Source organism: Lacticaseibacillus jixiensis (assembly GCF_042847315.1).
In the GTDB taxonomy this organism is placed as follows: domain Bacteria; phylum Bacillota; class Bacilli; order Lactobacillales; family Lactobacillaceae; genus Lacticaseibacillus; species Lacticaseibacillus jixiensis.
The window spans coordinates 1-13,465 of record NZ_BAAFPR010000041.1 but is presented as its reverse complement, the minus strand read 5'-3'; the positions used below and the strand labels follow the sequence as shown (position 1 = coordinate 13,465).

4 protein-coding genes, 9 tRNA genes and 2 rRNA genes are annotated in these 13,465 nt (G+C 51.8%); all 15 read right to left on the bottom strand.

Annotated elements, in window-relative coordinates; translation table 11 throughout:
• Nucleotides 1-1,050 precede the first annotated feature (1,050 nt).
• Complete coding sequence (gene rpoC / locus ACGG90_RS14580; RefSeq protein ID WP_390410522.1) at nt 1,051-4,716, bottom strand: DNA-directed RNA polymerase subunit beta'; 3,666 nt, start codon at nt 4,714-4,716, stop codon at nt 1,051-1,053.
• 12 nt (nt 4,717-4,728) lie between these two features.
• On the bottom strand, nt 4,729-8,319 hold the full coding sequence (rpoB, locus tag ACGG90_RS14575; protein ID WP_390410520.1) for a DNA-directed RNA polymerase subunit beta: 3,591 nt from the start codon (nt 8,317-8,319) through the stop codon (nt 4,729-4,731).
• 888 nt (nt 8,320-9,207) lie between these two features.
• Complete coding sequence (locus ACGG90_RS14570; RefSeq protein WP_390410518.1) at nt 9,208-11,727, bottom strand: ATP-dependent Clp protease ATP-binding subunit; 2,520 nt, start codon at nt 11,725-11,727, stop codon at nt 9,208-9,210.
• A gap of 30 nt (nt 11,728-11,757) precedes the next feature.
• Nucleotides 11,758-12,225, bottom strand: coding sequence for a CtsR family transcriptional regulator (locus ACGG90_RS14565; RefSeq protein ID WP_390410516.1), 468 nt, complete (start codon nt 12,223-12,225; stop codon nt 11,758-11,760).
• 90 nt (nt 12,226-12,315) lie between these two features.
• Nucleotides 12,316-12,389, bottom strand: a tRNA-Pro gene (locus tag ACGG90_RS14560).
• A gap of 4 nt (nt 12,390-12,393) precedes the next feature.
• Nucleotides 12,394-12,465: transfer RNA gene (locus tag ACGG90_RS14555), tRNA-Gly, on the bottom strand.
• A gap of 36 nt (nt 12,466-12,501) precedes the next feature.
• Nucleotides 12,502-12,575, bottom strand: a tRNA-Arg gene (locus tag ACGG90_RS14550).
• Between the two features lie 11 nt (nt 12,576-12,586).
• Nucleotides 12,587-12,672 (bottom strand) — tRNA-Leu (locus ACGG90_RS14545).
• A gap of 10 nt (nt 12,673-12,682) precedes the next feature.
• Nucleotides 12,683-12,754: transfer RNA gene (locus ACGG90_RS14540), tRNA-Gly, on the bottom strand.
• Nucleotides 12,755-12,771: 17 nt separating this feature from the next.
• Nucleotides 12,772-12,844 (bottom strand) — tRNA-Thr (locus tag ACGG90_RS14535).
• Between the two features lie 18 nt (nt 12,845-12,862).
• Nucleotides 12,863-12,944, bottom strand: a tRNA-Leu gene (locus ACGG90_RS14530).
• 24 nt (nt 12,945-12,968) lie between these two features.
• Nucleotides 12,969-13,041, bottom strand: a tRNA-Lys gene (locus ACGG90_RS14525).
• Between the two features lie 23 nt (nt 13,042-13,064).
• Nucleotides 13,065-13,137: transfer RNA gene (locus ACGG90_RS14520), tRNA-Val, on the bottom strand.
• Between the two features lie 8 nt (nt 13,138-13,145).
• A 5S ribosomal RNA gene (gene rrf, locus ACGG90_RS14515) occupies nt 13,146-13,262 on the bottom strand.
• Nucleotides 13,263-13,371: 109 nt separating this feature from the next.
• Nucleotides 13,372-13,465 (bottom strand): 23S ribosomal RNA (locus tag ACGG90_RS14510); the annotation flags it as partial.

The window sequence follows — 13,465 nt, the reverse complement described above, 5'->3', positions numbered from 1 at the left end:
GAAGATGGAATAATCTGCGGGAGCAGTAATGTGAGAATCAAAAACGTCACATTATCTCGGCGAAACAAAGGCGTTTCAATCCGAAACAATGTGACGAATGGTGGCCGAAATAGCGTGCCGCGCGACACGGTTGATTCCGCGGGCTTCGACGCAAACTAACCTATCGACTTAAGCAAGTCTGCTGTCATTAATCATCCCCGGCCAGTATGCTTGCGGCGAGTCGGTTAGGATCTATAAAAAAATTGCCAGTATCCCATGATTGTGAAATCGTGGGGTGCTGGCCTTTTTCGTGAAGGCGCTTTGGTAGCCGCTATTCATCATGGTCTCTGCTGTGCTTATCAACGCATAAACTAATTTTCATCAAGTCAGTAAACACGATTTATCGGTGTTTGCACATCAAGCCAATCACGAGCCGAATTCGAGTTCAGTAGGACAGGTATTGCGGAGGTGTGCGGGGAAAGCGGTGGTCAGGCCGTGAAACGATCAGCCCAGCAAGCCTTGTGGTTTATGCAAGGCTTGCTGGGCTGATCGCGGCAACTTTTGAGATTTGCAAGGCGAGCCGCAGGCGAGTGCAAAGCTCAAAAGTTAGGCAGAAAACACGCGTACTTCAGCGTGGTTGGAGCCGGCCGCACCGCCTGCACCGCCGCTTTCCCCGCACGCCGGAGCAATACCTGTCCGGGCCCCAGTCAAGAACCTGAGTCCACGCCTTTTACGCTGTGGTCTTCGTCGAGCTGCGCAAAGCAACGCGGCGTGAGATAAGTCGTGACGCCACCAAGGCACAAACCGCCTTTGTGTCATCCCGCCTTGTCTCCACCGCTAAATGCGCTTTGCTTCGCTCTGGTTTTGTCGTCAAGCTGCGCAAAGCAACGCGGCGTGAGATAAGTCGTGACGCCACCAAGGCACAAACCGCCTTTGTGTCATCCCGCCTTGTCTCCACCGCTAAATGCGCTTTGCTTCGCTCTGGTTTTGTCGTCGAGCTGCGCAGCCCAACGCGATTGCGCAAAAAAGGCCTCGCAACAAAAAGTTGCGAGGCCTTAATCGTGACTAGGATCAGTCTTTGCTTGGGGCAGAAGAATCAGTTGCATCTTTTGCCTTCATTTGTGCTTCAAGATCAGAAATCGAGTAAACATTGTTGGAAACCGCACCAACCGTCTTTGGTTCCATGTGACGGTAGGTCGCCATCCCAGTACCAGCTGGGATGATCTTCCCGATGATGACATTTTCCTTCAAGCCGACCAAAGGATCGACCTTGCCGCGAATTGACGCGTCGGTGAGGACCCGAGTGGTTTCCTGGAAGGAAGCCGCAGACAAGAAGGAGTTGGTTTCAAGCGATGCCTTGGTGATCCCCAGCAATACTGGACGACCAGTAGCCGGGATCCCACCGGAAATCAAGGTATCCTTGTTGCGATCCTTGAATTCGGAGATATCAAGCAAGGTGCCTGGCAAGATGTCGGTGTCGCCTGGATCCATGACGCGGATCTTACGCAGCATCTGACGGACCATCACTTCGATATGCTTATCGGCAATTTCGATACCTTGCATCCGGTAAACCTTCTGAACTTCGAACAATTGATAGTTTTCAGTAGACAAGGCGTCTTGGATCTTGATCAAGGCCTTCGGGTCGATGGAGCCGCCGGTCAAACGACCGCCACGTTCAACGTGGTCGCCTTCTGCTACCGCTACGCTTGACGCGTAAGGCACAGAATACGTGCGGGTATCCGTCTTGCCTTCGACAGTGATTTCACGAGTATGCTCGGCTGGGTTTTCATCAATGGCAGTGACATAGCCATCCACTTCAGAAATAACCGCAGGCCCTTTAGGGTTACGAGCTTCCATGATTTCCTGAACACGAGGCAGCCCTTGGGTGATATCATCACCGCCGGCCACACCACCGGTATGGAAGTTACGCATGGTTAATTGCGTACCAGGTTCGCCGATAGATTGCGCCGCAACAGTACCAACCGCTTCGCCGACTTCGACTTGTTCGCCGGTAGCCAAGTTACGGCCGTAGCACTTCTGGCAAACCCCATGACGGGTGTCACAAGTGAAGACCGAACGGATCGTCACAGATTCCACGCCGGCATCAACAATGGCTTGGGCCATGTCTTCGTCCATCAACGTGTCTTTAGGCACAATGACTTCGTGGGTCTTAGGATCACGCACTGACTTCTGGGTGAAGCGGCCAACCAAACGATCATACAATGGTTCGATCATTTCGTTACCTTCGCGGATCGCCGAAACGACTAAGCCGCGATCGGTACCACAGTCTTCTTCACGCACGATAACATCTTGCGCAACATCGACCAGACGCCGCGTCAAGTAACCAGAATCGGCAGTCTTCAAGGCCGTATCGGTCATCCCTTTACGAGCCCCGTGGGTCGACATGAACATTTCCATGACAGACAAGCCTTCACGGAAGTTTGACAGCACAGGCACTTCCATCATCCCACCGTTAGGCGCAGCCATTAAGCCACGCATACCGGCCAGCTGAGTAAAGTTAGAGATGTTACCACGGGCCCCGGAATCACTCATCATCGAAATTGGGTTATTCGGGTCGAAGGAATCGATCAGACGTTGTTGAATGTCGTCTTTGGCATCGTTCCAAATGGAGATGGTGCGATCATGACGTTCCTGATCGGTGATCAACCCACGACGGAACTGCTTGGCAACGGTTGCGACCTTCTTATGGGCCGCATCAACGATTTCGCCTTTTTCAGGAAGGTTCGGCACGTCGGCAACCCCGACGGTTAAGCCGGAGTTCGTTGCTTGAGTGTAACCTAAAGTCTTCATGTCATCCAACAAGTCAGAAGTGCGTTGGACCTTATAAGTCTTGAACACTTCGGCGATGATATCAGACAAGAAGCCCTTCTTGAATGGCAAGATCAACGGGGCATCAGCAAGGTAGGCGTGGATGTCTTCACCCTTTTGGATGAAGTACTTGTCCGGCACACCGTTGACGATGTTGTCTTGCGTTGGTTCGTTCAAGAATGGCAATTCATGCGGCAAGATCTCGTTGAAGATCACCTTACCAACACTAGTGACCATGATCTTGTGGCGCTGATCGTCAGTGAATGGCTTGTTTGGCATGGAGTTGGCTGCCAAACCGATCCGGCTGTGCAAATGCACGTAACCATTCTGCAAAGCCATCAACACTTCGTTGGTGTCTTTGAAGATCATGCCTTCGCCTTCGCGGCCTTTCTGTTCCATCGTCAAGTAGTAGTTACCTAAAACGATATCCTGAGAAGGCGTTACGATCGGCTTGCCATCTTTAGGCGCCAAGATATGATGCGCAGCTAACATCAGCAAACGCGCTTCAGCTTGGGCTTCATCAGACAGCGGCACGTGAATGGCCATTTGGTCCCCGTCAAAATCGGCGTTGTAAGCTTCACACACGATTGGGTGCAGACGCATCGCTTTACCATCAACTAAGACAGGTTCGAAGGCCTGGATCCCTAAACGGTGCAGCGTAGGCGCGCGGTTTAACAGGACTGGACGTTCCTTGATGACATCTTCAAGCACATCCCAAATGTCGTCATCTTCGCGGTCGATCTTGCGGCGGGCGTTCTTGATGTTAGAAGCCAAGTCACGCGCAACCAGTTCACGCATCACGAAAGGCTTGAACAATTCAAGGGCCATTTGCCGCGGCAAACCACATTGATAGAACTTCAAGGTTGGGCCAACGTCGATAACCGAACGGCCAGAGTAGTCAACACGCTTACCCAGCAAGTTCTGACGGAACCGCCCTTGCTTACCTTTAAGCATGTGAGACAAACTCTTCAACGGCCGGTTGCCTGGGCCGGTAACGGGACGGCCGCGCCGCCCGTTATCGATCAAGGCATCAACGGCTTCTTGGAGCATACGCTTTTCATTCTGGACAATGATGTTTGGTGCATTCAAGTCCAACAAGCGCTTGAGTCGGTTGTTACGGTTGATTACTCGGCGGTACAAGTCGTTTAAATCAGAAGTGGCAAAACGCCCACCTTCCAATTGCACCATTGGCCGCAGATCTGGCGGGATGACAGGGATCGTGTCCATGACCATCCAAGCCGGATCGTTGCCAGATTCCAAGAAGGCATCCAGAATGTCCAAACGGCGGATAGCGCGGGTACGCTTTTGGCCTTGGGCAGACTTCAAGTCTTCTTTGAGTTCGGTGACTTCTTGGGCCAAGTCAACTTGGCTCAATAATTCCTTGACGGCTTCAGCGCCCATTTTGGCGTTGAAAGCTTGACCGTATTCATCGCGCTTTTCGCGATATTCACGTTCAGTCAAGAGCTGCTTTTTCTCCAAGGCAGTATCGCCTGGATCGATCACAACATAAGAAGCGAAGTAAATCACTTCTTCAAGCGCACGAGGTGACATGTCCAAGACCAAACCCATGCGAGATGGGATGCCCTTGAAATACCAGATATGCGTTACCGGGGCAGCCAATTCGATATGCCCCATCCGTTCGCGACGTACTTTGCTGCGGGTCACTTCAACGCCGCAACGGTCGCAGACGATTCCCTTATACCGGATGCGCTTGTACTTCCCACAAGCACATTCCCAGTCTTTGGTCGGTCCGAAGATGCGTTCATCGAAAAGCCCGTCTCGCTCTGGCTTCAAGGTCCGGTAGTTGATGGTTTCGGGTTTCTTGACTTCCCCATAAGACCAACTGCGGATCTTGTCCGGCGAGGCTAAGCCGATTTGCATACTTTCAAACTTGTTGACATCAATCAAAGGGCTAACCTCCTATTTGTTATCGTCGCTGGATTGATCCTGCGCGGCAAGAGTAGCGGCTTCTTTGGCCTTCTTCTCTTCTTGTTCCTTGGCGAACTTCGCTAAGGCGTCAACGGAGATCACATCGTCATCTTCGTCATCCATATCACGCAGTTCGATTTCTTGCTTGTCTTGATCCAAGACCTTCATATCCAGCCCTAATGCTTGCAGTTCCTTAACCAGCACGCGGAAGGATTCTGGCACACCAGGCTTAGGGATCGGTTCGCCTTTGACAATGGCTTCATAAGTCTTCACCCGGCCAACCACGTCATCAGACTTGTAGGTCAAGATTTCTTGTAAGGTGTAAGCAGCACCATAAGCTTCCAAGGCCCAAACTTCCATTTCCCCGAAACGCTGGCCCCCAAACTGAGCTTTACCACCCAGTGGTTGTTGAGTCACTAACGAGTAAGGACCGATGGAACGAGCATGGATCTTATCGTCGACCATGTGCGCGAGCTTCATGTAGTACATGACCCCGACACTGACGCGGTTTTCGAACGGTTCACCGGTGCGGCCATCATACAAGACGGACTTGCCATCGCTGGCCATGCCGGCTTCTTTAACAGTAGCCCACAGATCTTCATCGTTGGCCCCATCAAAGACTGGTGTGGCCACATGAATGCCTAAGTTGCGTGCCGCCATCCCCAAGTGCAAATCAAGCACTTGGCCGATGTTCATACGTGATGGCACGCCCATTGGTGACAGCAAAATGTCAACCGGGGTCCCATCTGGCAAGTATGGCATATCTTCTTCAGGCACCACGATCGAAACCGTCCCTTTGTTACCATGACGGCCGGCCATCTTATCGCCCACTTGGATCTTACGCTTCTGGGTGATATAAACGCGGACCATCATGTTCACACCAGGTGACAATTCGTCGCCGGCTTCACGCGTAAAGATGCGCACGTCTTGAATGATCCCGCCGCCGCCATGCGGCACCTTCAAGGAGGTGTCACGGACTTCGCGGGCCTTCTCACCGAAGATCGCATGCAACAAGCGCTCTTCAGCAGACAGCTCAGTCACCCCTTTAGGCGTAACTTTACCAACCAAGATATCCCCGTCGCGCACTTCAGCCCCGATGCGGATGATCCCGAATTCATCGAGGTCTTTCAAGGCTTCTTCACCGACGTTAGGAATTTCACGGGTGATTTCTTCAGGGCCGAGCTTGGTGTCACGTGCTTCTGATTCATATTCTTCAATATGGATAGAAGTGTAGGCATCTTCGCGCACCAGCTTCTCAGACAACACAATGGCGTCTTCGTAGTTGTACATGTTCCAAGTCATGAAGGCGATGATCGGGTTCTGCCCTAAGGCTAATTCGCCGTTTTCCATGGCTGGGCCGTCGGCGATGATTTCATCGGCGTCGACTTTGTCATTCAAGCGCACGATCGGACGCTGGTTGTAGTTCTTACCAGCGTTAGACCGGCGGAACTTCATCAAGCGATACTTGTCCAAAGCGCCATCAGCGCGCCGGATCCGGATCTCTTTGGCGTCAACGAATTCAACCGTGCCGGCATGCTTAGCCAAAACGGCGATCCCAGAGTCATGGGCGGCTTTATATTCCATGCCGGTCCCGACTAATGGGGCGTGGGGGTTGACCAACGGCACAGCTTGGCGCTGCATGTTGGCACCCATTAAGGCACGGTTGGAGTCATCGTTTTCCAAGAAAGGAATGCAGGCAGTGGCGACTGCGACAACTTGCTTAGGCGAAACGTCCATGTAGTCGACGTGTTCTGGCGTGGTTTCGATGTTATCATCCTTGGAACGGGCCAAGATGGTTTCATCAGCAAAAGAGCCGTCATCGTTCAACTTGGAGTTGGCCTGCGCGACAACATAGTTATCTTCTTCGTCGGCAGTCAGGTAATCGATCTTGTCAGTAACCTTATGATCTTCCCATGAAACACGCCGGTATGGGGTTTCGATGAAGCCATAAGGGTTAACCACGGCGTAAGACGCCAAGGAGTTGATCAAGCCGATGTTAGGACCTTCAGGTGTTTCGATCGGGCACATGCGGCCATAGTGGGTGTAATGCACGTCACGCACTTCATAACCGGCACGGTCACGCGTTAAACCACCAGGGCCTAAGGCAGACAAACGCCGCTTATGGGTCAATTCACCTAAGGGGTTGGTTTGATCCATGAACTGGGACAATTGAGAACTGCCGAAGAATTCCTTGATCGACGCCACAACTGGGCGAATGTTGATCAATTGTTGCGGGGTGATCGTGGTGGTGTCTTGAATCGACATCCGTTCACGCACGACACGTTCCATCCGGGATAAGCCAATCCGGAATTGGTTCTGCAGCAATTCACCAACCGAACGGATCCGGCGGTTACCCAAGTGATCGATATCATCAGTTGAGCCGATGCCTTCTTGCAAGTTCAAGAAGTAGTTCATCGAAGCAATAATATCAGCTGGGATCAGGTGCTTGACCTTCTTGTCGATATGGCCGTTGCCAATCAAAGCCACGACTTTCTCCGGGTTGTTCTCGGAGTAAACCATGATCTTCTGAATGGTCATCGGATCCGTCACAACGCCTTGGTCGCTTGGTTGATAAGTGATGGTCTTGAAGTCATCCTTATCCAAGTATTCGCCTAAAGTATCCATAATATGGCGATCGATCTTGGTGTCTTTAGGCACGATCACTTCGCCGGTTTCTGGATCAGCCAAGGTTTCAGCCACCGTCAGGCCCAACAAGCGGGTCTTTAAGTTGAGCTTCTTGTTGACCTTATAGCGGCCAACATTGGCCAAGTCATAGCGCTTTGGATCAAAGAAGCGTGCATACAAAAGGCTGCGTGAAGAATCAGCGGTTTTTGGTTCGCCTGGGCGTAGGCGTTCGTAGATATCTTTCAACGCTTCGTCGGTACGCGAATCATCGGTGTTCTTGTGAACATCTTTCTCCAGCGTCAGCATCAACGAATCGTTGTCACCAAACATGTCGATGATGTCAGAATCTGAGCCAAAGCCCAAAGCCCGGATCAATTCAGACATCGGGATTTTACGGGTACGGTCAATGCGGACATAAGAAATGTCTTTGGCATCAGTTTCGTATTCCAACCAAGCCCCACGGTTAGGGATCACCGTGGTGCCCCAAGTTTCGCGGGAGTTCTTATCGATTTCACTGTTGTAATAGACACCAGGGGAGCGGACCAATTGTGAAACGATGACCCGTTCTGCACCATTGATAATGAATGTCCCTTGATCAGTCATCAACGGGAAGTCGCCAAAGAACACGTCTTGGGACTTGATCTCGCCAGTTTCGTGGTTCGTCAAGCGCAAAGTAACGTGCAGCGGTGCGGAGTAGTTGGCGTCATGTTGACGCGCTTCTTCAACCGTGTATTTTGGTTCAAGCAGTTGATAATCAACGTATTCCAAAGACAAGTTCCCTTGGAAGTCTTCGATCGGCATGATGTCGTCGAACATTTCCTTGAGGCCTTCGTCTAAGAACCATTGATATGAGTTGGATTGGATCTCGATCAAATTAGGCAGATCGAGTACTTCTTTGATGCGGGAATAGGAACGGCGAGTACGGTGCTTACCGTAATTCACTAAATGTCCTGCCAAGTATATTCACCCCTCATTAAATTTTTCGGACGTCGACTGAGTAAATTTAATGTAAAAAATATTAAATTTACATTACATCAGCCGATACGACCCGCATTTGAGCAAAGAAAAACCCAAAGGTCCAAAGGCAAAACGTTGCCTCTACTACCTTGGGTCCAATATGCGCGTCAACGGACAATATATCGTCAACACATGCGGAACGCACCGAAATGCAATTGCACTAAGAATACCTGTTTCGTCAGTAAAAGTCAAGCAGCCTTCATTTTGAGGATACTTGCGAAGGCAGGTCCGGAAAGAGCGACCGGGGGCAGCTGGCACTACGGCCAAATGGCGTGGAACGGGGTGGGCGGTGCCAGAGCTAACTTTGCATCTCCGCTGCGCTCCGTATGCAAAGTGGATCTCTGCCACGCGCCTTGTTCTAGGCGCCTCCGCGCGTTGCGCTACGTTGCCAAGAACAACGACACCCCTGACGCCATTTGCCCTCCGTACCAGCTGCCCCCGGTCGCTCTTTCCTCAAAAATTTGATTCAGGTTACGATGTGCGTTGACAATCGTCACGCTTACAACCATCTAACCCCTGACGAATAATGTAGGACAGGGATTGCGGAGCAGCGTGGGAAAAGTGTCGGTCAGGCCGTGAAACGATCAGCGTCGTGAGACAGGCGGGTTGTGCTTAGCTCGCGTCGCTGATCGCGGCAAGAAGTTAGACGCGCAGGTGAGCAAAGCGAACGCACGGCTAAATTCTTAGGAGGAAACCACGCGTCTTTTTGCGGGGTTGGAACCGGCCGCACCGCCTGCGCTGACACTTTTCCCACGCTGCGCAGCAAGCCCTGTCCGGCCGCTGATAACCAAAAAAAGCCACGCACAAGGCGTGACTTTCACATATTAGTTAAGCGTTGACTGGTTCTTTTGGATCCTTGGCACCTTTGGCCGCTTTAGCCTTAGTATCTGGGCGGACTTTGAAGGTCAGCTTGCCAGCTTTGGCACCAATGGTGATCAAGTCACCGGCTTTGGCTTCGCCGGTCAACAGCAACTCAGACAATTGATCTTCAACGTCACGCTGCAAGGCACGACGGATCGGACGAGCGCCATACTCTGGATCGAAGCCGGCTTTGGCAACAGCATCGATGCCGGCTGGGGTGATCTTGACTTTGATATCTTGATCGGCCAAGCGGTGTAAGACGTTCTTGGCCATGATCTTGACGATTTCGTGGAGTTCTTCCTTATTCAAGGAGTGGAAGACCACGGTTTCGTCGATTCGGTTGAGGAACTCTGGGCGGAAGGCCTTCTTGAGTTCTTCAAGCATCCGTGACTTCATGGCGTTGAAATCTTGGGTGATCGGCTTGGCCCCAAAGCCCAAGGTCTTGTCGTCACGCAAGGAAGTGGCCCCAATGTTTGACGTCATGATCAAAATCGTATTGCGGAAGTCGACCCGACGGCCTTTGGCATCAGTCAAATAGCCATCATCTAAGACTTGCAGCAAGATATTGAAAACATCTGGGTGGGCCTTTTCCACTTCATCTAACAGGACAACGGAGTATGGCTTGTTGCGGACCTTCTCGGTGAGCTGGCCGCCTTCGTCGTAGCCGATATAACCAGGTGCGGCCCCGATCAAGCGGGTGGTAGAGATCTTGTCCATGTATTCAGACATGTCCACGCGGATCATCGCGTCTTCAGTGCCGAACATTGCTTCAGCCAAGGCCTTGGCCAGCTCGGTTTTGCCGACACCGGTAGGGCCGAGGAACATGAAGGAGCCGATTGGGCGCGTTGGGTCTTTAAGCCCGCTGCGGGCGCGGCGAATCGCACGTGATACGGCACTGACGGCTTCGTCTTGGCCGACGACGCGCTTATGCAAGACCTTCTCCAAGTTGACCAGCCGCTCAGTTTCTTTCTTCTGCAACTGAGTGACAGGCACCCCGGTCCATTGGGCCACCACTTCGGCAACGTCTTCTGGGGTGACTTTCACATCGGTACGCACGCCATTGTCATTGGCCGCTTCTGGTGCTTGCGCCACTTGGTCGCGAAGCTTTTGTTCCTTCTGGCGGATCGTTGCCGCAGCTTCGAAGTCTTGATGCAAGATCGCATCTTCTTTGGCCGCAACGGTGTCTTTAAGCTTCTGTTCCAGCTTATCTTCTTTGGTTGGCTTATCGGCCATATCCAAGCGCACCTTGGCGGCAGATTCGTCGATCAAATCGATCGCCTTATCCGGCAAGAAGCGAGTGGTGATATACCGCGATGACAACACCACTGCTTCATGCAAGGCTTCATCGGTGATAGTCACGCCATGATGGGCCTCATAGCGTGGACGCAAGCCGTGTAAGATCTGTTCAGCTTCGTCTTCGGTTGGTTCGTTGATCATGATCGTGGCAAAACGCCGTTCCAAAGCGGCATCTTTTTCGATGTACTTCTGGTATTCATCAAGCGTTGTGGCCCCGATCAGTTGCAGTTCACCACGGGCCAAAGCCGGCTTTAAGATGTTGGAAGCGTCGATGGCGCCTTCTGCCCCACCGGCTCCGATCAACGTGTGCAATTCATCGATGAACAAGATGACATTACCGTCTTGATAGATCTCATCGATGACTTTCTTCAAGCGGTCTTCAAATTCCCCACGATACTTGGTACCGGCCACCAGCGAACCCATATCAAGCATCATCAGGCGCTTGTTGCGCATGTCAGCTGGCACATTGCCTGCCACGATCTTCTCGGCAAAGCCTTCTGCGATCGCGGTTTTGCCGACCCCAGGTTCGCCGATCAAAACAGGGTTGTTCTTGGTCCGGCGCGCTAAGATCTGCACCAGTCGGCGGACTTCTTTATCTCGGCCCACCACTGGATCCATTTTGTTTTCACGGGCCAATTGGGTGAGGTCGCGGGCCAAGCCGTCAAGCGTTGGCGTGCCTTGGGAAGCTGGGCGCTTCGTGGCAGTGCGCGGGGCGCCTTGATGGGCTTTGCTGCCGGTGTCAGAGATGCCCATTTTCTTCAGGACCATTTGGCGCGTTTTGGATAAGCTGAGATCCAGGTTCTGTAAGATCCGCGCCGCCAAGATATCATCTTCGCGCAACAAGCCTAACAGAATGTGCTCAGTACCGATCTTCAACGCACCTAAGCGCTTGGCTTCGTCGCCGGCAAAAGTCAAGATTTCCTTGCCTTTTGGTGAGTATGGCAAATACGTGTCAGCCGCGGTGTGGCTGGCATCTACCGTACCATAGCCAGTGAAGCGTTCAATTTCATCATGCACATCTTCTTCAGATACCGACAGCTGCCGCAGCGTTTTGCCAGCGATGCCATCTTGTTCCATGACCAGTGCCATCAACAAGTGTTCTGTCCCCACTGCATGATGGTGGAAATACTTCGCTTGTTCTTGCGCGATCATCAGTACATTCTTTGCCGATGGTGTAAACAGATTGTCCATAAGCACATTCCTCTTTTCTAAAAGCCGGTTCTATCTTTCATACTGCAAACTTTGTAGAAATGCAAGCAACAAGCGCGCCCGCAAGCGTTCTTCGACGTCGCGTTCGCCAACGGCCAAAGTCTGGTGGCTTAAGACATTCAACATGGCGTTGCCTGCCTCTTGCCCGACTAAGTCTTCATCATAGAGCTTTTGCAACATCGCGCGGGCATCGGCTTCACTCACCTTGCGTGGTAATTGCGCGATCATCCAAGTGATCAAATCGCAGGCACTTTTCATCTTGACCTTTAAGATCCGGATGTAACCGCCGCCGCCGCGTTTGGACTCGACGACATAGCCGCGTTCTTGCGTAAAGCGGGTCTTGATCACGTAATTGATCTGTGAAGGCACGCAATCGAAGCGCTCGGCCACTGCGGCGCGTCTGATCTCGACTTCCTCTTGTGCGTCTAACAGCGCCTTGAGGTAACGCTCGATCACATCCGTCACGTTCTGGCTTGCCATACCGTCGCCCCTTTCATGTTTGACTAATATTGACTTTAATTATACCCAAAATAAATAAAAAAGCCACTGTCCTCAGACAATGACTTCATATCGGGAAAACGGGATTCGAACCCACGACCTCTGCGTCCCGAACGCAGCGCTCTACCAAGCTGAGCTATTTCCCGATTAAGCGGAAGACGAGATTCGAACTCGCGACCCCCACCATGGCAAGGTGATGTTCTACCACTGAACTACTTCCGCAATACGGTTATTATATAATTGTCAGAAACGACAAAATGCACCCAGTAGGAGTCGAACCTACAACCTTCTGATTCGTAGTCAGACACTCTATCCAATTGCGCTATGGGTGCATAATCATAAATGCCGAGAGTCGGGTTCGAACCGACACGGTTATCACTAACCGCAGGATTTTAAGTCCTGTGCGTCTACCAGTTTCGCCATCCCGGCATAAATGAAAAGCGGAAGACGAGATTCGAACTCGCGACCCCCACCATGGCAAGGTGATGTTCTACCACTGAACTACTTCCGCAAAAAATATGAAATTAATGCCGACTAGAGGATTCGAACCTCCGACCTCCTCATTACTAGTGAGATGCTCTGCCAGCTGAGCTAAGTCGGCGTATTAAATTAGATGGAATGCGGGTGAAGGGACTCGAACCCCCACGGTATTTACCACTAGAACCTAAATCTAGCGCGTCTGCCAGTTCCGCCACACCCGCAGATCAAGTTACTAATGGGAAAAATGAGCCGTGACAGGCTCGAACTGTCGACCCTCTGATTAAAAGTCAGATGCTCTACCAACTGAGCTAACGGCTCATTCCATGGATCCAAAGATCCAATGGAGGATACAGGGCTCGAACCTGTGACCCTCTGCTTGTAAGGCAGACGCTCTCCCAACTGAGCTAATCCTCCATATAACAGCGTGGCGGCTTCCTACCCTCGCAGGCAGTCACCCACCAACTACTCTCGGCGTAGAGAAGCTTAACTTCTGTGTTCGGCATGGGAACAGGTGTATCCTTCTCGCCATCGCCACCACACTGTATATGTTAGAAGGTTTGCACCCTCAAAACTGGACATCATTGTATTTAGTTGCCTAAAACCGTATTTGTGCTACCACCTGCTGGGCAATTACGACCAACAGGATTTTTGGTTAAGTCCTCGACCGATTAGTACTGGTCCGCTCCAAGCATCGCTGCTCTTCCACTTCCAGCCTATCTACCTGATCATCTCTCAGGGGTCT

Excerpts from the sequence above, each read along its gene's own strand:
- ACGG90_RS14570 (WP_390410518.1), bottom strand. The coding sequence starts at position 11,727 with ATGGACAATCTGTTTACACCATCGGCAAAGAATGTACTGATGATCGCG.
- ACGG90_RS14565 (WP_390410516.1), bottom strand. The coding sequence starts at position 12,225 with ATGGCAAGCCAGAACGTGACGGATGTGATCGAGCGTTACCTCAAGGCG.